Source organism: Plebeiibacterium marinum (assembly GCF_026013615.1).
Classification (GTDB): domain Bacteria; phylum Bacteroidota; class Bacteroidia; order Bacteroidales; family Marinilabiliaceae; genus Saccharicrinis; species Saccharicrinis marinus_A.
In genome coordinates this window covers 136,710-157,301 of the sequence record NZ_JAPDPI010000004.1, presented here as the reverse complement: position 1 = coordinate 157,301, position 20,592 = coordinate 136,710, and the positions used below count along the sequence as shown (strand labels likewise).

The window sequence follows — 20,592 nt, the reverse complement described above, 5'->3', positions numbered from 1 at the left end:
AAGAGATGAATTCTGTTATATTACAAATAGCAACCAGATATTTAAAAGTTTTGTTTTTGTCATTTGCATGTATTGCTGTGATTCGAGGGCATAATTACCCGGGAGGAGGGTTTATTGGGGGGTTATTGGCTGCATTATATATAGTTTACAGTAGTCTTGCTTTTTCAGTTCAACAAATCAGGAGGCAATTAAAAGTTAAGCCTCAGTATTACATTGGTTTGGGACTTCTTTGTGCATTGTTGAGTTTCATGCCAAGTTTAGTATCTGGAGCTCCCCTTATGAAAGGGATTTGGTTTACGATTGATTCCTCTATCATAGGTAAGATTAAATTAGGATCTCCCTTACTATTCGATTTTGGAGTCTTTTTCACAGTAATGGGTGTAACCTTATTGTTTTTATTTACGCTTTCAAATCACAAATAATGGAAATATTATTGTCGGCATTAACGGGTTTATTGTATGCAGGTGGAGTGTTCCTCATTTTAAGGAGAAGTATCTTGAAGTTTATTATTGGAATTATCTTTTTAAGTAATGCAACCAATTTGCTGGTGTTTCTATCTGCAGGAATAGTTCATGGGAAACCAGCTTTTTTAGATGGGGTGGAGTCCGATTCTGGTAAATTAGCAGATCCATTGCCTCAAGCTTTAGTTCTCACGGCAATAGTGATTGGCTTTGGTATCGTTATTTTTACACTTGCACTGAAATATAAATTTTTCATTACAACAAGTACCAATGATCTTGATCAACTAAAAAATACAGATGTATAAGATATGACACTGATAGCGCTTCCCATATTATTACCATTTATGCTTATAATCGTTTTAGTATTTATAAGGTCAACGTTTTATGCTAAGATTATAGGGGTGATAGGTAGTGCTTTATTGTTCTTAGTTTCAGTATATCTTTTGATTTTAGTTAGTCATAATGAGATGCTTGTGCTACAAGTGGGAGGGTGGGAGGCACCCTATGGTATTTCATTGGTAGTTGATTATTTAAGCAGCTTGATGTTATTGGCAGCTTCCTTTATCGTTTTTGCAGTATCTATTTATGCCTATCGTTTTGTTAAAGCAAAGCGTGGTTTTTCAATGTTTTTTATATTCTTCTTTGCTTTAACTATGGGGGTAAATGGTGCATTTATTTCCGGTGATGTATTTAACCTATATGTATGGTTTGAAGTGATGATGTTATCTTCTTTTGTATTGATCACAATGGGAGCAAAAAAAGAACAGCTGGAGGGCGGGATAAAATACTTGACTTTAAATTTAATTGCTTCCCTTTTGTTTTTGGCAGGTTTAGGGTTGTTGTATGGAAAAACAGGAACATTAAATATGGCTCATCTGGCTCAGATATTAAATAATGATCAACAGTCTATTTTAATGAATACATCGGCTATGTTGTTTTTTATAGCATTTGGAATAAAAACAGCCATCTTTCCTTTGTTCTTTTGGTTGCCGGCATCATATCATACTGCAAACATAACTGTAACATCCCTTTTTGCAGGAATATTGACAAAAGTGGGAGTTTATACGTTGATCCGTTTTTTTACATTGTTTTTTGTTCAAAATGGGTATTTCTGGCATAATCTATTATTGATATCGGCAGGGTTTACAATGGTTATAGGAGGAATGGCTGCATCTATTCAATATGATACACGACGTATTTTATCCTATCACATAATCAGTCAAATTGGATATATGATTATGGGACTGGGTATTTATACGCCATTGGCAATTGCCGGAGCTATATTTTTTACAATTCATAACATGGTTGCTAAAACAAATACCTTTTTAATTATGGGAATCATTAAGAAAATAAAAGGTACTTTTTATTTGAAAGATTTAGGAGGCCTTTTTAAAGAAAAACCTTTTTTGGCGATATTGTTTGTTATTTCAGCATTTGCATTAGCTGGTATTCCGCCTTTGTCAGGTTTTTTTGCAAAGTTTATACTCATTAAGGCCGGAATTGAAGATAAGCATTACCTAATTATAGCAGTTGCAGTTTTAACCAGTATGTTAACTCTTTATTCCATGATTAAAATTTGGAATCAGGCCTTTTTAAGGGTACAGCCTTCAAAAACAAAAGTGGATGAAAGAGTAAAGGTGGCTGTTTTCGATTATTTACCCTCGGCTTTGTTAGCGTTAGGAAGCCTAATGCTAGGAATTTTGGCTGCTCAGTTTTTTGATTTAACATTATTAGCCGCAAAGCAACTTTTGGATCCAGGTATTTATGTTGAGGCTGTTTTAAATACGATGAAATGAGACTGATAAAGAAAATATATTTGATTATATCCTTCGTAATATATTATTTAATGAAGTTGATACAAGCAAATTTGCATATTGCTTATGATATATTAAGCCCCCGGATTAGGGTAAACCCTGGCTTTGTCTGGATATCGTTACAGGTAAATACCAATGCAGGTATTTTACTATTAAGTAATCTTTTGTCAATGACTCCAGGAACATTAAGTATAGAGGTTAGTCCAGATAAAAAAAAATTACTTGTTCATTGTTTATATATAAAAAATGAACTTGACATTGTGGCGGATATTGAAGGGATGCAGAAAAGGATAATTGAACTAACACAATAAATATGGACTTTGGAGTTTTGGATTTGTCAATTTTTATTTGCTTTACATTAATGCTGTTGGCTTTATTATTTGCCTTTATCAGGCTGGTTAAAGGGCCCAGTACCTTTGATAGAATTGCAGCTATGGATTTGATGGCTTCTATTACGATGGGATTTGTTTTAATTTATAGTATTGTAATCAGCAATGGGATATATGTTGATATTGCCATCGTTATTTCGCTAATTTCTTTTATAGGAACAGTTGCAATATCCACTTATTTGAAACAAAAAAACACTAAAAAATGAATGATGTTTTTATAGCTGCTTTAATGATTGCAGGAGCTTTGTTGATATTAATTGCCTCTATTGGGTTATTGCGATTTAAGGATCTTTACAGTAGAATACATGCTGCAACAAAAGCTACATCATTGGGCATATTGCTGTTGCTGATAGGAGTTATTATTTATTTTAAAGTTTTGGATATTACCTTAAAGTCAATACTAATAGTTGTATTTATATATATCACTTCCCCTTTAGCTGCTCATTCAATAGCTAAATCCTTTAGGGATAGTTCAGATGAAACAGATACTGAGAAATAGGGTGTTGAAATAAAAGAGGGTATCCATTTTTGGATACCCTCTTTTATTTTGATATAAATTTTTGTTAGTTGTGAAATTGAACACTTTTCTTACCTTCCAATATGGCTTGAGCGTATTCTAAAATGGTAGTATCATCTAATTCAACAATTCCACCGTCGGGTCCCTGTTCTAAGTGTATGCCAACACATTTGCCGTCTTCGTAGTTTTTACCGCCAAAATAGTTGCGAACAGTTTCAACGTTTAGATCTAAATTTTTAGCAATTGTTCTCATGCTACCATCAGGAAGGCTATCTTTTAGTTTCCTAAGTTGATTGAAAGTGATTGTTGTAGTGCTCATAAGCATTTAGTTTTTAAAATTTGAAGTGTTTTAAAGTTAAAAATTATATTTTAAATTTAAAATATATTTAACCTTTATATAAGGGTAGTGTTCAAATTGTTATTGACTAAATGCTTTGTTTTGCCTTGTAGTATTACGGAATCATTACTTTTGCAGCAAGTAAAATTATTACAAAACTTAGTGCTCCTGAAAACACTATTTTTAATACAAGAGGTTTTTCAAACTGCTCAGCAATTCCACGGCTTAAACCTTTTTTGTTAAAATAGGTAAGACGCACAAATCTTGGGATAATTATGGTATACAGTTTATACACTGCATATCCCAAAATACTACCTAGCAGCATGCCTCCTAAAACATCGCCAGGATAATGAACCCCTAAATACACCCTTGAATATGCAATTACCAACGCCCATGTAAATATAAAAAAGGAATAGGCTTTATTTCGAAATAACAGAGATGTAAATACAGCTAAACCCATTGTGTTGGTTGCGTGTGATGATACAAAACCATATTTACCGCCGCGGTATCCATTTACTATTTTAACAAAGTCTTTTAAGAGTGGGTCATGCGTAGGTCGAAACCTTTGCACTCCGTGTTTAAATACTTCAGTAGAAATCTGGTCGCATAAAACAACTAAAGCAATTACAGATAAAATAGTGATCCAACTTTGTCCTTTTTGACTTCTGATAATTCCATAAATCAACATTAAATATAAGGGAATCCAGATCAAGGTACTTGAAATCATCCAAAAAGCATTGTCCCAAAAGTCAGTATGATAATAATTTAATAATTGAAGTAGTCCACTGTCGAATTCTATTAATTTATCCATTTGTTAAAATTTCTTTGTAATGCTGTCTAATTATAAAAAAGGGTATCTGGCAAATACGATAAAAACCTGAATAGGTTATATTCTGGCCGCATAAAAATATATCTTTTTTCAAACAATGGAAAAATAATATAACTATTAGCTATTGTTTTGTAGCTTTAAGCTTTAAATGTTGGATTATTTAATTGTGTGTTTTTGAAAATGTAACCACTAATATGACTAAAAAAGTTCTTTTCCTGATTAACCCGGTTTCCGGAATAGGAAAGCAAAAGACAATAGAAAAGTATATTGATTCAGAAATAAATACAGCGCTCCTTGATATTGACGTAGCTTATACTCAATATAAAGCACATGCCAGGGAACTGGCAAGTGGTGCAGTGGGTAAATATGATGCAGTAGTGGCTGTTGGCGGGGATGGTACTGTTAACGAAGTTGCTTCAAGGTTGGTTGGGACAGAAACTGCTTTGGCTATTGTTCCTACCGGTTCTGGAAATGGTTTGGCCAGGTACCTTAATATTCCCCTGAGGATAAATAAAGCAATTCAATCTTTAAATGATTTTCATACCCGGAAGATTGACACTTTAAAGGTAAATCAATTTTGTTGTGTGAATGTTGCCGGTATTGGTTTTGATGCTCATATAAGCCATCTGTTCGACGGAAAAAAATTAAGGGGTCCATTGGGTTACCTTCAATTGATAGCAAGTGAATATGCTCATTATAAGTCGGGAAATTACTCTTTAAAAATAGATGGGGCAGAAATGCATAGAAAGGCCTTTTTAATAAGTTTCGCTAATTCTTCCCAATATGGAAATAATATTCATATTGCCCCTAATGCATTGATTGATGATGGCCTAATTGATGTAAGTATTGTTCATGATTTTCCCAAAATAGAAACGCCTTTGATGTTGCTTAGCTTGTTGGATAAATCAATCGATAAAAATCCTAATGATGAGGTTATACGTGCCAGGGAAATTGAGGTTGAATATGATTCGGAATTATATGCACATATTGATGGGGAGCCTGTTATGCTTGGCAATAGGGCAGAAATTATGGTATTGCCTTCTTCGTTAAGTGTAATAGTACCCAGGGAGCATCAGATAGATACTTCACTTTGGGAACCTATCCGTGATCTGATTCCAAAATTAAGAGAAGGCATGTCGCTGGAGCAATTGTGGAAATTAAAAAAGGAGAACGGTTAGTTCTCCTTTTTAATTATTCATGATCTATTTTTTCTTTTTTCTTTGTTGAGTCTGTGCTTTTTGTTGTTGTCTTGCCATTTCTTCTATCCTGGCCTGGAAACCTGATTTCTTTTTAGGTTTCTTTTGGTTGGCATTCAGCTTGGCCAAAATAGCCTCTTCGTCAACAAATCTTCTGATTAATACCGTTTGAAGAATAGTTATTAAAGTAGAAATAAAATAGTAATAACTTAAACCGGATGCATAGTTGTTAAAGAATACAAGGAACATGACCGGCATCAAATACATCATGGTTTTCATACCCGGCATCTGATTTGTCGACTGGGTCATTTCCTGATTGATTCTTGTGTATATAATATTAGTGATACCCATTAAAAGTGTAAATAAACTAATATGGTTACCGTAATATTGACTGATTATCGGAATGTTTGCACTCCAGCTAACAATGGCGTCATAACTTGATAAGTCATTTGCCCACAAAAAACTCTCCTGCCTTAACTCAATAGAGTTAGGGAAAAAGCGGAACATGGCAAAAAGGATAGGCATCTGAAGCAACATGGGCAAACATCCACCTAAAGGACTAACGCCTGCTTTTTGATATAGCGCCATGGTTGCTTTTTGGCGTTCCATTGATTTTTCTGCAGGTATCTTTTTGTTTATTTCATCAATTTGGGGTTTTAGTACCTTCATTTTAGCCGTTGACATATACGACTTAAATGTTAATGGGAATAATCCAAGCTTGATGATCAATGTTAGAATAAGAATAATCAATCCGTAGCTGGCAATAGATCCTTCGAGCCAGTTGAAAATTGGGATTACGATAATCTTATTCACCCATCCAAAAATACCCCATCCTAATGGTATAATCTCTTTTAAATCAAGATCTTTATATTTCTTTAAGATTTTATACTTGTTTGGACCAAAATAAAATTGGAATGACTTTTCTGTGTGGGCACCACCTGCGTATGGAATAACCAGTTGACTGGTGTTTGTGCTGATCAAAGGAGAATTATCTTCTTCTTTATAAATGTTTACAGAAGCCGAACCCGAAGCAAAATTTTCTTTAGCAATTAAGATAGAGGAAAAGAAATGATCCTTATATGCAATCCATTTAATTGGAGTTCTAAAGGTTTCATCACCTGATCTGCCTAAAAGGTCATCAACTTCATCCTGGTCGTACTTAAAAAACAAACCGGAATAGGTTATTTCAAATTTTCTTCCTTTTTCCTGAGCCGGCACATCCATTTTCCAGTTTAAATCAAAGCCACCTCTGTTGGATTGAATAACTGCATCAATGTCGTTATGCACAATGCTAAAGTCAAGCATATACGAATCTTGAGGAAGAGTGTAGTTAAATGCCAAATATTGATCGTTTCCAACAGATAATTTGAAGTCTTGAGATGAACTGCTATTGGTTCCTGCCTCAAAATAAAGATCATTGGTATTTAAAATACGGTTATTATGGAAAAAGCTAAATCCAAATTCGTTTTGATCGCCATCAAACAAAATCAGAGGTTTGCCATCGTGGGTTTTAAAATCTTTTATCTCAACCGAATATACCTTCGCCCCATGGTTAGTAAGTGTAATCTTTACTTTGTTGTTTTCAAGGGTGAAGAATTTTTGTTCACCGGAAACAGCGTTGGCAAAAACACCGAACTTGCCTTCCAGCTGTTTTTGAATTACACTGTCAGCAACAGAGCTATCAGCCACAGGAATGGCGTTTTCAGCATCTTTCTTTTTCTTTAATTCAATCGCTGTTTGTTGTTTTACTAATTCAACTTGCTGTATTGAATCCTGATATCTTTGTTGAGCTTCTTGTTGTTCTTTTGTCGGTTTGCTCCACCACATAAACACCCCAATGATGATTGTGATAAGAACTAGTCCCGTAACGGAATTTTTATCCATTGCTTATTTTTATTTTTCGTGTTTGCAAATTTGATTATTTATTGTTGATGGCAGCATTAATAAAGGCCATGAAGATTGGATGTGGTTTGAGTACAGTACTGCTGTATTCCGGGTGGAATTGAACACCAACAAACCATTTTAGTTCAGGGATTTCAACAATCTCAGCTAAACCAGTTTCCGGGTTGCATCCGGATGCAATCATGCCTTTTTCTTCAAATTGACCTAAAAAGTCGTTATTGAATTCGTATCTGTGACGATGCCTTTCGTGCGTTGTTTTTCCTTTATAAGCATCAAAAGCTTTGGTACCCTCTTTTAACGAACATTCATAAGCTCCCAAACGCATTGTGCCGCCCATGTCAGAAACATTCTTCTGATCTTCCATCAAGTCTATTACTTTGTATGGGGAAGAGTGATCCATTTCTGCAGAATTGGCTTTTTCCAGATTTACCACATTGCGGGCAAATTCAATAACAGCGCATTGCATACCAAGACAAATGCCTAAGAATACTTTGTTGTTTTCGCGCGCATAACGAACTGCCTCCAGTTTACCGTCGATACCTCGGCTTCCAAATCCGGGAGCAACTAAAATAGCATCTAAATCAGCTAGTTTTTCTGCTACGGTTTCAGCTGTTAAATCCTCTGAGTGTATCAGCTTTATTTCAGCTTTCCTATCGTGATAGGTAGCGGCATGTATCAGTGCTTCAATAATTGATTTGTATGCATCTGCCAACTCTACATATTTTCCAACTAAACCAATGGTTACTTTTTCTTCAGCTCCTTTTAGTTTAGAAAGAAAGCTCTTCCATTTTTTTAAATCAGGTGTTTTATTTACAGGTAATTCCAGTTTTTCAAGACAGATTTCATCTAATCCTTCTTCCTGCATTTTTACCGGAACTTCGTATATTGTTGAAACATCGATAGATTGGATTACCGCACGAGGATTTACATTACAGAATAGAGCTACTTTTTTGCGGATATCCGGGCCAAGATCTTTTTCAGTACGTAATACCAAAACATCAGGTTGTACCCCGGCTTCAAGTAATGTTTTAACTGAGTGTTGTGTCGGTTTTGTTTTTAGCTCACCGGATGCACTAAGGAATGGAACCAAAGTTAAGTGAACTACCATAGCCCGGTTTCCAAGTTCCCATTTCAACTGGCGCACTGCTTCAACATATGGTAATGATTCAATATCACCTACTGTACCTCCAATCTCTGTGATTACTACATCAAATTTATGCTTTGTACCTAACAGTTTGATGTTTCTTTTTATTTCATCGGTAATATGAGGGATGATCTGAACTGTTTTTCCAAGGAAGTCTCCTTTTCGTTCTTTGTTAATTACGTTTTGGTAAATTCTACCGGTTGTAACATTGTTGGCCTGTGAAGTAGGAACATTTAAAAAACGTTCGTAGTGTCCTAGGTCCAGGTCTGTTTCTGCTCCGTCTTCTGTCACATAACATTCCCCGTGTTCGTATGGATTTAAAGTTCCAGGATCCACATTCAGGTATGGATCTAATTTCTGAATAGTTACTTTATATCCCCTGGATTGTAATAATTTTGCTAATGAAGCTGAAATTATCCCTTTTCCCAACGATGAGGCTACCCCTCCTGTTACAAAAATATATCTTGTATCCGGCACTGTATCAAATATTTAAATTAAACCTTATTCTATTTCAAATTTTAAAGATACAAAGGTATAAATTAATGGTTAATTTAAAAGAAAATGAGTGCTTTGGAATCTGTATATCTACGTTAAATAAGCATAATTCAGCATGATGAGTTGTAAGATATGATCTAATTAATGTTTATCCAGTCAATATTTTTCTTTAGCAGGGTTAATGTTTGTTTTTCCGGAGTGCCGTCATTGGGGGTGTAGTCATATTCCCATTCTGCCAGTGGTGGCATGCTTACAAATATTGATTCAGTGTTTCCTCCTGAATCTAACCCAAACCTGGTACCCCTATCGTGGATGAGGTTGAACTCAACATATCTTCCACGTCGCAGTTTTTGCCACTTCTTTTCTTTTTCAGAATAGGTATAATGTCTTTTTCTATCCATGATTTCACAATATAATTCAGGGTACGCCTTTGCTATATCTATGGTGAAATTAAGGAAGGTCTCAAACTCGTCTTCTGTCCTGGGTTGCAGGCGGTCAAAAAAAATACCCCCAATGCCCCTGGTCTCATTCCTGTGTGTCAAAAAGAAATAATCGTCGGCCCAGGCTTTATATTTTGGATAAAAACTGTTGTGGTACTTGTTACAAAGCTTATGTAGTTTTTTATGGAACCATTGGGCTTCTGTTTTTTGTATGTAATGGGGTGTTAGGTCAATGCCGCCCCCAAACCAACAGGTGCCGTTGTCCAGTTCAAAATGCCTGACATTCATATGAATAATTGGGATCATTGGATTGCCGGGGTGAATAATGGAAGAAATGCCTGTAGCACTATATTTTCTGCCTTCCATGCCCAATGATTGTTTCATTTGGTTGGTTAATATTCCCTCTACATGCGAAAAGTTCAGTCCGGCTTTTTCAATAATAGCTCCATCTTTCATTACGCCAGTAACTCCTGATCCAATATCTTTTCTCCAATGGCTTTTTTTGAACACTCCTTTGCCATCACCTATTTCCAGTTGTTGGCACATTTCGTTTTGAAGGTTCTTATATAATTTTGCAATTCTGTTAGTTTTATGCATAGAATTTATTATTCAGTGTGCGATATTTAAACTAACAGAATTGATTCTTTTTTGTTTTTATTGGGCCTTCTTTTTTATAAACCGTCCAAAGCTTTTCCTTTGGAAATTATAAAAGAATTGAAATTGTCCGAGCAGAAAACCAAAAACTAAAAGCAGGATTTGGTAAGAAGGAATAATGGTTAAAATGTACATCGGAATCTTTATCCATAAGGATGTATCCGCATTTATTCCCAACCACTGAAAAATAAATTTTTTAACATATACTGCGGCACTCCCCGTGATAGAAAATACGAGTAGGATGATTATAATCTGGAAGCTGGAGTTAATACCCCAGCGTTGTTTTAATTTTTCAAGCATTTGTTTTAAGGATTTATCTTTTCCAGTCAGTTTTCTTTATCCAGTCGGCTAAAAAACGTGCGTTTTTGTATGGGATATCAGGTAAAAAACCATGACCAAGATTTATGATCCAATCCTGATTTTTACTTCCAAACTCAACATATTTGTTTAGCTCTTTTTCAATGGTTTGTTGATCAGCATATAATAACCGGGGGTCAATATTGCCTTGCAAACCTATGTTTTTGTCAACCATGTTTCGGGCAACATCCATAGGGGTTTGCCAGTCTATACTTAAAAAGTCACACATATCAGGTGTTACCTGTTGGATGCCGGTTCCGATATCCTTCGGAAAATAAATAAAGGGGATCCCTTCTTCACGTACTGCCCGGGCAATTTTTTTAACCGCAGGAAAAAATAATTCCTCATATAGTTCAAAAGGAATTAATCCTCCGTGAGTCTCAAATAACTGGAACACTTTAATGCCATGCTTTATTTGCCCTTTGGCATAAATAATTGACAATTCAGTGATGGCATCGATCAGTTTTTTTACCGTTTGCTTGTTTTGGTATAAGTATTTAATGGTTTTGGGAAAATCTTTGCTTCTACCAATACCTTCAATCATATAACAGAGAACAGTTAAAGGAGCTCCACAAAATCCTATTAATGGTATATGTTGAGGTTTGGTGGCTATAATTTGATCGATAACATTATAAATGTAATTCAATTTTTCGGGTTCTGGATGCAGTGCTGCTACGGGATCTTTCCTTTCTGATAAGGGGATGTCGAATTCAGGGCCACGGTCTGTGAATTCCAACCCCATGCCCATTGCATAAGGAATTACTAAAATGTCCGAAAAAAGAATGGCTGCATCAACGCCCAGATCATCTATCGGAAGCAAGGTTACTTGAGCTCCCAACTTCGGGTCTTGCATCATTTCCCAAAACGAATATTTTTCTTTTAGTTTCATGTATGATGGCAAAACTCTCCCTGCCTGACGCATAAACCAAAATGGCGGTCGTTCTGTTTTTTCTTTTGCTAAAGTTTGTAGTAGTATCGAGTTTGTCATATATGCTAATCAAAGTTGTATTAATAAAGCTCTTCGAGTTATAGTTGTTATGGAACAGTTCTGTATATAAAAAGTTTTATACAGAACTGTTTTGTTTTATTTTAATTGTTCCAATGCTCTATAACTGGCATCAATTGTTTTTTGTAATTCTTCGGTGCTGTGAGCTATGGAAATAAACCCTGCTTCAAATTGGGATGGGGCGGTATAAATGCCACTTTCTAATCCAAGCATAAAATATTTGGCAAATAAATCTGTGTCGCATTTCATCACATCGCTGAAATTGTTTACTTCTTTTTCATTCGTGAAAAACAATGTAAACATAGAACCTACCCTGTTGATTACACCAGGAAAATTTAGTTTGTTGAGGTTTTCCTGAAGACCGTTGCAAAGAAACGCAGCTTTTTCTTCAAGTTTTTCATAGAAATCAGGAGTTTCGTGGAGTTTTTTCAGGGTAACCAGGCCTGCTGTCATAGCCATTGGATTTCCTGACAGGGTACCTGCTTGATAAATTGGGCCGTTGGGTGCCAGGTGCTCCATAATTTCCTTTTTTCCACCATAGGCTCCAACGGGGAGACCGCCTCCAATTATCTTTCCCAGGGTTGTTAAATCAGGAGTAATTCCTAATATTTCCTGTGCGCCGCCTTTGGCAACCCTAAAACCGGTCATCACTTCGTCAAATATTAAAAGCGTGCCATTTTCTGTACAGGCCTTTCTTAGTCCTTTAATAAATTCATCAGTAGGGCGAACAACCCCCATGTTACCGGTTACCGGTTCAAGAATAACTGCTGCTATTTGGTCTTCGTACTCCCTAAACAGGTTTAAAACCGAATCAAGGTTATTGTATTCTGCTGTCAAAGTATCGCTTGCTGTTCCTTTAGTAACACCTGGTGAGTTAGGCGTTCCAAAAGTCAGGGCTCCGGAACCTGCTTTAATTAAAAAGCTGTCTCCATGCCCATGATAACATCCTTCAAACTTAATGACCAAATCGCGTTTGGTATATCCTCTTGCTAAACGAAGGGCACTCATGGTAGCTTCAGTTCCGGAGTTTACCATTCGTATACTTTCAATTGAGGGGATCATGTCACAGATAAGTTCAGCAATCTCTGTTTCAATGAGGGTTGGGGCTCCAAAACTGGTTCCTTTTAACGCTGTTTGGTGCAGTGCTTCAATCACATCAGGATGAGAATGTCCCAGGATCATAGGCCCCCATGAAGCCACATAGTCAATGTACTCGTTGTTATCAATATCGGTAATCTTTGATCCTTTTGCACTTTGTATAAAAAGTGGGTTGCCACCTACTGATTTAAATGCCCTGACAGGGGAGTTTACTCCCCCTGGAATATGTTTAACTGCCTGTTGGAATGCGTTTTTGCTATTTTGAGTATTCATGCTTTAAGTATCAAGTGTTTATGTGCCTTTATTTCAATTGGTCAATTATATCCTGGGTATGGTACGAAATAATTATGTCAGAACCAGCTCTTTTTATAGAGGTTAAAATTTCCAGGGTAATCCTGTTCTCGTCTATCCACCCCTTTTCTGCAGCGGCTTTTACCATCGAAAACTCACCGCTCACATTGTAGGCACAGATTGGAATGTTAAATGTATCTTTTACTTTTCTGATAATGTCCAGGTAGCTTAGTGCCGGCTTGACCATCACGATGTCTGCTCCTTCAAAAATATCCAGCTCTACTTCCCGGATGGCTTCATTACTGTTGGCCGGATCCATTTGGTAGGTTGCCCTGTTTCCAAATTGGGGGGCACTTTCTGCTGCATCACGAAACGGACCGTAAAATGCTGAAGCATATTTTGCAGAGTAGGCCATAATTGGCATATTGCTAAAATCATTATCGTCCAATGCTTTCCTGATATGTCCCACTCGTCCATCCATCATATCGCTGGGAGCAATCATATCAACTCCGGCCTCGGCTAAAGAAACAGATTGTTTTCCCAGGGTAATCAGGGTTGAATCATTATCCACGTCACCATTAATAATAGATCCGCAGTGTCCGTGAGTGGTATATTCACAATTGCAAACATCGGCAATAACATAAAGATCCGGAAGTTCTTTTTTTATTGCTCTGGTAGCCTGTTGTACAATGCCATTGTGTTCACAGGCTACCAGGCCATGCTCGTCTTTGTGCTCAGGAATCCCGAATAATAAAACAGATTGCACGCCTTTGTTATATAGTTCTTTACATTTTTCAACCAATAAATCAACTGATAGCTGAAAATTACCCGGCATCGAGTTGATAGGATTTTGTACCCCTTTGCCCGGACGAACGAATAAAGGCATGATTAAATCGTTGCGGGTCAATTGAGTTTCCCTGATCATATTTCTGGTTACTTCGTTTCCGCGAAGACGTCGTAATCTTGTTATAGGAAATGCCATATCGTTATTTTTTATTTGAATGAATTATAATATTTTGTTATTGCATTAAATATACCCAATGCATTTGGTTCTTTGGCTACACACAAAGGTGTGATTCCATGATTTTTAACTGCATTGGCTGTGGTCCTGCCAATGCAGGCAATTCTTAAATTCTTGTTTTTAACAACATCAATCAGGTTAAAAAATGCCGATGGACTGGCGCATATTATCATGTCATATGCATCGGATTTTACTCTGTTAACCAGTTTATAATCAATGTTTGTGGGGTTGTTATTGGTGTATATATTGAGTCGGGTGATATGTGCAGTACCATCCAAGCTGTCCGGTATAATATTGGGTGATAGTTTACTTGTTGGCCATAAAACCCGGGCTTCTTTCCCCGCAATGTGTTTCTTGAACTTTTTTGCAAATTCGGTACCGGTTTTAGCATTAGCATCAAAATCAATATTATACCCTTTGCTTAATATTGTTTCAGTGGTTTTATATCCTATAGAAGCAATTTTGATGGAGTGTAATATGTTGTTAGAATCCTTAAAATTCCTCATCTGGTTCATAAAAAACAAAAAACCATTGGCGCTTGTAAATACCAAATGGGTATATGTCTGCATATTGATTAGAATATCTGAGGTAATATCCTCATCTATGCTTTCCCTTAGTTCAATCATTGGTAATTCCATATGAATCGCACCGTTGCTTGTGAGCATAGCGTCTAATTCGCCTGATTTTCCTTTGGGGCGTGTTGAAATAAAAACCTTGTTCCTAAGTACAGAAAACATGCTGAAAACCTTTATTATGAATTTCTGATTTTGTTAAGAATCTCGTTTGCACCTTTTTTAATCAGCTTTTCAGCTAATTGAACTCCCAGAGATTCTGCTTCGTCAACATTTCCCTCTATTGTTTCTTTCAGATAGTTAATTCCATCTAAAGAAGATACAAAACCGGTTAGAGTAAGTAACTCTTTGTTTTGGTGGCTATATGCCCCAACAGGTACCTGACATCCTCCATTCAGGCTTCTCATAAATGCGCGTTCTGCAGTAACCTCATTTAGTGTAGGCTGATGGTTTATAGTTTTAAGAAAGTTGTTTATTTTATTGTTATCTGAACAGGTTTCAATAGCAATGGCTCCTTGAGCAACTGCCGGGATGAATATTGCGGGGTCAAGAATTTCGGTAATGTAGCTGTCCAGTTCCAACCTTTTTAATCCTGCAGATGCCATAATCATAGCATCGCAATGTCCGTCTTCCATCTTTTGTAGTCGGGTATTGACGTTTCCCCTGATATCCACAATTTTAAAGTTTGGGTTAACCTTTTTTAATCCGGCAATTCTCCTCAGACTGGAAGTTGCGATAGTATGGCTGTGATTTAGTTCATTCAGTTTTTCTCCCTTTTTACTTACCAGGGCATCCCTAAAGTCCGCTCTTTCCAATACAGCTCCAATACAAAACTCTTCAGGGAGTTCTGTGGGCAGGTCTTTCAGGCTATGAACGGCCAAATCAATTTCTCTGTTTAATAAGGCTACTTCCAATTCTTTGGTAAAGAGTCCCTTGTCTCCAATTTTTGATAACGCAACATCAAGGATTTTATCTCCCTTGGTTTTAATGATTTTGACCTCTGTTTTTATAGAAGTGCTTATTTTTTCTATTTCAGATTTTACTTTGTAAGCCTGATAAAGAGCCAGTTTGCTTCCCCTGGTTCCAATAGTGATTTTATCTGGATGCATGGATGTTAGTAGTTGTTATTCGTTATTGGAGTCTTCAAAATCAAAAAGTTGGCTTATAATGTCAAGAGATGCAGTGGCATTTCCATTATTTGTAGCCTCTTTTAAATTTTTGATCAACATCCTGATGTATTTTTGTGTGAGAAGCCCGGTGTACCTTTCTATTTGCTCAACTACATCAGAGCTGTGGTTTTTGCGATATTCAACCAGTTCGTTTTCGCTTAATTGCTGCATGTTCGAAGTAATGGTTTTAATCACCGGGCGTAGTGACCGACTATGAAGCCAACTCATAGATTCTTCCACTAAATCAGAAATGATGATATTGGCTTTTTCTATGCTGTTTTCTCTCATTTCTTTATGGTCGTCCAGAATCTTTTGGAGATCATCCACGCAAATAAGTTTTACGCCATCAAATTTTTCAGTGTCAATATCTATATTTCTTGGAACAGATAGATCAACAAGGAATTGCTTTTTGCCTTTTCTGATCTGTTGGGCTTGTTTAATATCCTCTTTTGAAATCAAATATTCACCGGCACTGGTTGCTGTAAGTATAATGTCGCATTGAGCCAAATGATCTTTGAAATTGTTAAATAAAATCGGATTTACACTCTTTCTTTTGGCAACATCCAGCGTTTTTTCATCAGTCCTGTTGGTAATTGATATTTCAGTTGCTCCACGCTTTTTAAAGTCGCGTAATGCCAGTTGACCGGTTTCTCCTGTTCCGATTATAAGGATGTGCTTGTTTTTTAGGTTTTTAAATTCTTTTTCGCATAAGTCAATTGCCACATATCCAACAGAGGTGGCTCCTTGTTGTATTGAGGTTTCCGTGCGGACTTTTTTACTGCACTCAAACGATTTTTGAAAAAGGCGCATGAGTATTGCATCGGTTAAATTGGCCTCCGTACAAAATATGTATGCCTTTTTCATTTGGTTTACAATTTGGTTTTCACCAATAACCATAGAATCTACACCTGATGTAACCCTAAAAAGATGTGTGATCGCTTCAGCTCCTGTGTAATGATAAAAATTAGAGCTGTAATCTTCCTCTATATTGAAAAAGGAATGAAGTTCTTTTAATATGTCCCCCTTGCAGGCGTCTTCATGACATAGTTCTTTTGAATAATATATTTCTGTACGGTTACAGGTTGCCAGAACCACAACGCCTGCTATTTTTTTTATTTGCAGGATTCTTTCCGATAAAGGAATAATATCATCACAAGGGATAGCGAATTTATCTCTGATATTTAAAGATGCAGTTTTGTGATTTATACCTAGTATTCCAAGCATATAATAACTTTTATCCGATAAATATAACAATAACTTGTATGCAATTTTGTAACAAATGTTACATGGGTGCAATACATATAAGGTACAATGTTTTATATATGATGACCTTAAACTTAGAAACCCGTATTTATTAAGCCAAATTAGGCGAGGGGCGTGTTATATTGGGGAGAGTATGGTTGAAGCACGTCCAAACCGGATAAATAAGGCTCTTTTTCTTGACTTCTTTTTCGTTGCAGCAATGTTTGATTTTAATAAATTGGCGTGCAATTGCTTTGGTGCAGCTTTTACATGTCTGCTTATTAAAAAAATAAGTTGCGGAATCTTTTTTTAATTCAGTTTTACCAAAACTTATTGATTTTGCTTCAGTAAGTTCTTCATGTTTTTGTTTTTTTAGGTTCAGGGCATATGTGCCATAGCCAAAAATATATAATAAGGCTAAAACAATATATGTAATATGTGTAGAAAATACCCCGATTAAAAACATGCAGATATTGTATTAATAACAGTGAACAAATTTAGATATTATACCTGATTCTGCAAAAGATAATATTTATAATAAAGAATAAAAAAAGATGATTTGCTATTTATCTGCAAATCATCTTTTCAAATAGGAATATGTTTATTAAATGTAATTACTCTTCCATATGATCCAGCATATCAATTTTTTCTTGTAAAAGCTTAATGTTTCTTTTACCATTCTCAATTTTATGTTGGAAGTCTTTTATTAAAGAAGCAGAGCTTTTGCTTTTTGCAAAGAAACCAATGTTGTTTTCCCAAACCGTAATGTCGGTTTCTAGTTGTTTTAGTTTTGTCAGAAGCTTATGGCGTTCCTGATTGATTTTATCATCCTGGTGGTCAGAGTTTTTAAGATTTTCCAACCGGTTTCTAAACTTCTGTACATTTTTATGGTATTCATCCATGTTCAGGTTATCGAAATGCTTATTGATTTCATTTCTGAACTGCTGGTTAATGCGGTCTTTTTCTTTGAATGGAACATGGCCGATTTCAGCAAACTGACGCTGATAATCCTGAAGTTGGTTAAATGTTGCTTCGTTATCGGCACAATTTTTAAAGTTCTTTAGTTCTTCAATTAAGGCCTCTTTTTTCTTTAAGTTGTCGTCTTGCGATTCATCAACATGATTAAAGAATTTAGATTTGTTATCAAAGAATTCATCACAGGCTTTTCTGAATCTGTGCCAGATGGCATCTGATTGGCGACGGGGAACCGGCCCGATTTCTTTCCAGTGTTTTTGGATCCGGATAAATTCCTCAGTTGTTTTTTTCCAGTCAGTACTATCTTTCATGGTCTCTGCTTTTTCACAGAGTTTGGTTTTTTCAATCAGATGTTGCTGTTGCTGGTTTTTATATGCTTTGAAAAAGTTTCTTTTTTCTTCAAAGAATTTATCGCAGGCACCACGGAATCTATCATAAATGGCATTGTTATCCTTTTTAGGGGCAAAGCCAATGGTTTTCCAGGTTTGTTGCAATTCAATCAGCTTTTTACTTTTTGCTTCCCATTCTTTGGGTGAATGTGCTGCTTCAGCAAGGATTGCTTCTGCTTTTTCGCACAATTCAGTTTTAAGCTTTAAATTTTCTTTTAGCTGATCTTTTATCCCTTCAAAGTACGCCTGGTGCTTTTGGTTGATAATGGTTGTAGCAGCTTTAAAGCGTTCCCATATCTCATCCTTTACTTCTTTGGGAACAGGGCCTATTTCTCTCCATGCATCATGGTATTTTTGTAAGGTTTTAAAACTATTTACAACAAAAGGTTCGTCAATCAGTTTTTCTGCCTTTTCGCAAAGCCCTGTTTTTAGTTCAAGGTTTTTCTTTAAATCAAGATCCCTGAGTTCTTTATTTATTTTTACGTAATTGTAAAAGTTTTCAATATGAAGATTATAGGTATCCCAGGTGTCCCTGACCTTATTTTGTGGGATGGGACCTATTTCGTGGAAGCGGTGTTGTAAAGTCCTGAACTCGTTAAATGTTTCGTTCAGAGATTCCTGACGGTTAATAAGGTGCTTGATAGCCTCAATAACTTCATTTTTTGCTGCCAGGTTTTTCTCTTTTTCTTCTTCAAGGTTTTTAGCAAGCTCAATTTTCTTGTGTTTGAAATCTTTTAATAACTCCTTGATCTCAATTTCAAGGGGATCGTTTGGAGCAGCAAAGTTTTCTTCTAATTCACCGGATTCAACAAAACGCTCTTTGAGTACCTCTACTTCTTTATTGTATAAGGTGTAAAAGATCGATTTTATTTCTTCGACTTCATCTCTGATCTCAGAAATATCAAAATGAGAAGTGATATATTTTAATCTTTTTACCAGCTGTTCCCTGGATAAAATGGTTAAGTCAACCTTTTCTAAAACGGGTTTCTCTTCCTCTCCTTCAGCCCCTGCCTGTTGGTCCTGTTCAGTTGGTGCAGATTTGCTTTCTAAAGCAGGCTCTGTAATAGTTTCTTTTTCAGAAAGCCCTTCTGAACCTGCATCCTTTGAATCTGTTACTTCTATAGGATCTTCATTTAGTTCCTCTTGGGGAGCTGTTTCTGGTTCAGCTTTTTCATTTTGCGCATTTTCAGGAGCGTTGGTTGAATTCAACTCTTTTTCTTCTCCGGATTTGTTTAGATCATTTGCTTCCATCAGCATAAAAGTTCGTGGTAAAATAAGTTCTTAAAACAAGAATATGAACATCAGCACCTATTGGTTAACGATAGCGGTGTTGCATTGTCTTTCCCTGAATGATCCGGGCTGTCTGCATGAACGCTGTCTTTAATCATCGGCTTTATACCCAATTGCTATTTATTATAGTAAAAGTAGTATAATATTTCTTTTCATTGCTAGTACGAATATATCATATATACTTAAAATGTCAAATTTTTTTAGCCTTTAAACCTGTGTTTGTGTTGAAATTTGTAAAAAATGCTACTTTACTTAAAAAATGGATTTGTGCCGTCTTCATCGTTTTTTGCCACTACTTAATTGTTATATTTGCAGCAAAATTTTGGTGATGCGGATTGATATTTTAACATTATTTCCTGAAATGTTTCAGGGACCATTTAGCGAATCAATTATTAAAAGAGCCCGGGAAAAGGGGGCTGTGGAGTTGGTTTGCCATAATATCAGGGATTACTCTACCAATAAGCATAAAAAGGTTGATGATTATGCTTTTAGTGGTGGAGCCGGTATGGTTATGCAAATTGAACCTATTGCAAGGTTGATTGAGAAGCTAAAAGCTGAAAGGGAATATGATGAAATAATATATGTTACACCTGACGGGAGTACTTTAAATCAGGGGATTGCCAACCAACTATCTTTAAAAGGAAATATAATGATTCTTTGTGGTCATTACAAAGGGGTTGACCAAAGGGTGCGTGATCATTATATTACTATGGAACTCTCTATTGGAGATTATGTGCTGACAGGTGGTGAATTGGCTGCAGCTGTTATTGCCGACAGCGTTATCCGTTTGATCCCTGGTGTTATTTCTGATGAAACTTCTGCTCTTACAGATTCGTTTCAGGACAACCTGTTGGCTCCACCCGTTTATACCAGGCCTGCAGATTTTAACGGATGGAAGGTTCCTGATGTATTGCTATCAGGAGATGCCAAAAAAATTGAGGCATGGAAAGAGGAGCAGGCCTACAAAAGAACCAAAGAAAGAAGACCTGATTTATTGGGGTGAT

The 20,592-nt window shown here is 36.2% G+C and carries 21 protein-coding genes; 8 read left to right on the top strand and 13 right to left on the bottom strand.

Going from position 1 to position 20,592, the window contains the following annotated elements; genetic code table 11:
• Positions 1–5 precede the first annotated feature (5 nt).
• From OM074_RS03765 to mnhG, 6 genes are read left to right on the top strand one after another with little or no spacing between them, the layout of a single operon-like run.
• Positions 6–422, top strand: a complete 417-nt coding sequence (locus OM074_RS03765; protein WP_301197951.1) for an MnhB domain-containing protein — start codon at positions 6–8, stop codon at positions 420–422.
• On the top strand, positions 422–766 hold the full coding sequence (locus OM074_RS03760; protein WP_301197950.1) for an NADH-quinone oxidoreductase subunit K: 345 nt from the start codon (positions 422–424) through the stop codon (positions 764–766). Before OM074_RS03765 ends, OM074_RS03760 begins: the two co-directional genes overlap by 1 nt.
• A 3-nt stretch (positions 767–769) precedes the next feature.
• Positions 770–2,257 (top strand): proton-conducting transporter transmembrane domain-containing protein, encoded by a 1,488-nt coding sequence (locus OM074_RS03755; RefSeq protein ID WP_301197949.1) that lies wholly within the window; start codon positions 770–772, stop codon positions 2,255–2,257.
• Entirely contained in the window at positions 2,254–2,586 is a 333-nt protein-coding gene (locus tag OM074_RS03750) for a Na+/H+ antiporter subunit E (RefSeq protein ID WP_301197948.1), read from the top strand. Before OM074_RS03755 ends, OM074_RS03750 begins: the two co-directional genes overlap by 4 nt.
• 2 nt (positions 2,587–2,588) lie before the next feature.
• Positions 2,589–2,870 (top strand): MrpF/PhaF family protein, encoded by a 282-nt coding sequence (locus OM074_RS03745; protein WP_301197947.1) that lies wholly within the window; start codon positions 2,589–2,591, stop codon positions 2,868–2,870.
• Complete coding sequence (gene mnhG, locus OM074_RS03740; RefSeq protein WP_301197946.1) at positions 2,867–3,163, top strand: monovalent cation/H(+) antiporter subunit G; 297 nt, start codon at positions 2,867–2,869, stop codon at positions 3,161–3,163. The genes OM074_RS03745 and mnhG overlap by 4 nt, the downstream gene beginning before the upstream one ends.
• A 64-nt stretch (positions 3,164–3,227) precedes the next feature.
• Here mnhG and OM074_RS03735 read toward each other — a convergent pair whose 3' ends face one another.
• The gene (locus tag OM074_RS03735) at positions 3,228–3,500 is read right to left on the bottom strand and encodes a DNA-binding protein (protein WP_301197945.1); all 273 of its coding nucleotides are present in this window, start codon (positions 3,498–3,500) and stop codon (positions 3,228–3,230) included.
• A gap of 133 nt (positions 3,501–3,633) precedes the next feature.
• Positions 3,634–4,329: a phosphatase PAP2 family protein gene (locus OM074_RS03730; protein ID WP_301197944.1), complete on the bottom strand. Its 696-nt coding sequence runs from the start codon at positions 4,327–4,329 to the stop codon at positions 3,634–3,636.
• A 212-nt stretch (positions 4,330–4,541) separates the two neighbouring features.
• Here OM074_RS03730 and OM074_RS03725 point away from each other — a divergent pair, with 212 nt between their 5' ends.
• Positions 4,542–5,525, top strand: coding sequence for a diacylglycerol/lipid kinase family protein (locus tag OM074_RS03725; protein ID WP_301197943.1), 984 nt, complete (start codon positions 4,542–4,544; stop codon positions 5,523–5,525).
• A 24-nt stretch (positions 5,526–5,549) separates the two neighbouring features.
• On the opposite strand, the gene yidC is transcribed toward OM074_RS03725, so the two are convergent.
• From yidC to OM074_RS03675, 11 genes are all read right to left on the bottom strand, one after another.
• A complete protein-coding gene (gene yidC / locus OM074_RS03720) occupies positions 5,550–7,427 on the bottom strand; it encodes a membrane protein insertase YidC (protein ID WP_301197942.1) in 1,878 nt (625 codons plus the stop codon).
• 34 nt (positions 7,428–7,461) lie between these two features.
• Positions 7,462–9,066, bottom strand: coding sequence for a CTP synthase (gene pyrG, locus OM074_RS03715; RefSeq protein ID WP_301197941.1), 1,605 nt, complete (start codon positions 9,064–9,066; stop codon positions 7,462–7,464).
• A gap of 155 nt (positions 9,067–9,221) precedes the next feature.
• Complete coding sequence (gene hemF, locus OM074_RS03710; protein ID WP_301197940.1) at positions 9,222–10,121, bottom strand: oxygen-dependent coproporphyrinogen oxidase; 900 nt, start codon at positions 10,119–10,121, stop codon at positions 9,222–9,224.
• A 57-nt stretch (positions 10,122–10,178) separates the two neighbouring features.
• On the bottom strand, positions 10,179–10,478 hold the full coding sequence (locus OM074_RS21460) for a DUF6787 family protein (protein WP_363320207.1): 300 nt from the start codon (positions 10,476–10,478) through the stop codon (positions 10,179–10,181).
• Positions 10,479–10,491: 13 nt separating this feature from the next.
• Entirely contained in the window at positions 10,492–11,523 is a 1,032-nt protein-coding gene (gene hemE, locus OM074_RS03705) for a uroporphyrinogen decarboxylase (protein WP_301197939.1), read from the bottom strand.
• A gap of 96 nt (positions 11,524–11,619) precedes the next feature.
• Complete coding sequence (gene hemL, locus OM074_RS03700) at positions 11,620–12,912, bottom strand: glutamate-1-semialdehyde 2,1-aminomutase (RefSeq protein WP_301197938.1); 1,293 nt, start codon at positions 12,910–12,912, stop codon at positions 11,620–11,622.
• A 28-nt stretch (positions 12,913–12,940) separates the two neighbouring features.
• Positions 12,941–13,912, bottom strand: coding sequence for a porphobilinogen synthase (gene hemB, locus OM074_RS03695; RefSeq protein ID WP_301197937.1), 972 nt, complete (start codon positions 13,910–13,912; stop codon positions 12,941–12,943).
• 11 nt (positions 13,913–13,923) lie between these two features.
• Positions 13,924–14,688, bottom strand: coding sequence for a uroporphyrinogen-III synthase (locus tag OM074_RS03690; RefSeq protein WP_301197936.1), 765 nt, complete (start codon positions 14,686–14,688; stop codon positions 13,924–13,926).
• 14 nt (positions 14,689–14,702) lie between these two features.
• The gene (gene hemC, locus OM074_RS03685; RefSeq protein ID WP_301197935.1) at positions 14,703–15,632 is read right to left on the bottom strand and encodes a hydroxymethylbilane synthase; all 930 of its coding nucleotides are present in this window, start codon (positions 15,630–15,632) and stop codon (positions 14,703–14,705) included.
• A 15-nt stretch (positions 15,633–15,647) separates the two neighbouring features.
• On the bottom strand, positions 15,648–16,916 hold the full coding sequence (gene hemA / locus OM074_RS03680) for a glutamyl-tRNA reductase (protein ID WP_301197934.1): 1,269 nt from the start codon (positions 16,914–16,916) through the stop codon (positions 15,648–15,650).
• A 632-nt stretch (positions 16,917–17,548) separates the two neighbouring features.
• Positions 17,549–19,549, bottom strand: coding sequence for a DUF349 domain-containing protein (locus OM074_RS03675; protein ID WP_301197933.1), 2,001 nt, complete (start codon positions 19,547–19,549; stop codon positions 17,549–17,551).
• Between the two features lie 367 nt (positions 19,550–19,916).
• Here OM074_RS03675 and trmD point away from each other — a divergent pair, with 367 nt between their 5' ends.
• Positions 19,917–20,591, top strand: a complete 675-nt coding sequence (trmD, locus tag OM074_RS03670) for a tRNA (guanosine(37)-N1)-methyltransferase TrmD (RefSeq protein WP_301197932.1) — start codon at positions 19,917–19,919, stop codon at positions 20,589–20,591.
• Position 20,592: the final 1 nt, after the last annotated feature.

Coding starts and splice junctions, on each gene's coding strand:
- OM074_RS03765 (WP_301197951.1), top strand. CDS start 6: ATGAATTCTGTTATATTACAAATAGCAACCAGATATTTAAAAGTTTTG.
- OM074_RS03760 (WP_301197950.1), top strand. CDS start 422: ATGGAAATATTATTGTCGGCATTAACGGGTTTATTGTATGCAGGTGGA.
- OM074_RS03755 (WP_301197949.1), top strand. CDS start 770: ATGACACTGATAGCGCTTCCCATATTATTACCATTTATGCTTATAATC.
- OM074_RS03750 (WP_301197948.1), top strand. CDS start 2,254: ATGAGACTGATAAAGAAAATATATTTGATTATATCCTTCGTAATATAT.
- OM074_RS03745 (WP_301197947.1), top strand. CDS start 2,589: ATGGACTTTGGAGTTTTGGATTTGTCAATTTTTATTTGCTTTACATTA.
- mnhG (WP_301197946.1), top strand. CDS start 2,867: ATGAATGATGTTTTTATAGCTGCTTTAATGATTGCAGGAGCTTTGTTG.
- OM074_RS03735 (WP_301197945.1), bottom strand. CDS start 3,500: ATGAGCACTACAACAATCACTTTCAATCAACTTAGGAAACTAAAAGAT.
- OM074_RS03730 (WP_301197944.1), bottom strand. CDS start 4,329: ATGGATAAATTAATAGAATTCGACAGTGGACTACTTCAATTATTAAAT.
- OM074_RS03725 (WP_301197943.1), top strand. CDS start 4,542: ATGACTAAAAAAGTTCTTTTCCTGATTAACCCGGTTTCCGGAATAGGA.
- yidC (WP_301197942.1), bottom strand. CDS start 7,427: ATGGATAAAAATTCCGTTACGGGACTAGTTCTTATCACAATCATCATT.
- hemF (WP_301197940.1), bottom strand. CDS start 10,121: ATGCATAAAACTAACAGAATTGCAAAATTATATAAGAACCTTCAAAAC.
- OM074_RS21460 (WP_363320207.1), bottom strand. CDS start 10,478: ATGCTTGAAAAATTAAAACAACGCTGGGGTATTAACTCCAGCTTCCAG.
- hemE (WP_301197939.1), bottom strand. CDS start 11,523: ATGACAAACTCGATACTACTACAAACTTTAGCAAAAGAAAAAACAGAA.
- hemL (WP_301197938.1), bottom strand. CDS start 12,912: ATGAATACTCAAAATAGCAAAAACGCATTCCAACAGGCAGTTAAACAT.
- hemB (WP_301197937.1), bottom strand. CDS start 13,912: ATGGCATTTCCTATAACAAGATTACGACGTCTTCGCGGAAACGAAGTA.
- OM074_RS03690 (WP_301197936.1), bottom strand. CDS start 14,688: ATGTTTTCTGTACTTAGGAACAAGGTTTTTATTTCAACACGCCCCAAA.
- hemC (WP_301197935.1), bottom strand. CDS start 15,632: ATGCATCCAGATAAAATCACTATTGGAACCAGGGGAAGCAAACTGGCT.
- hemA (WP_301197934.1), bottom strand. CDS start 16,916: ATGCTTGGAATACTAGGTATAAATCACAAAACTGCATCTTTAAATATC.
- OM074_RS03675 (WP_301197933.1), bottom strand. CDS start 19,549: ATGGAAGCAAATGATCTAAACAAATCCGGAGAAGAAAAAGAGTTGAAT.
- trmD (WP_301197932.1), top strand. CDS start 19,917: ATGCGGATTGATATTTTAACATTATTTCCTGAAATGTTTCAGGGACCA.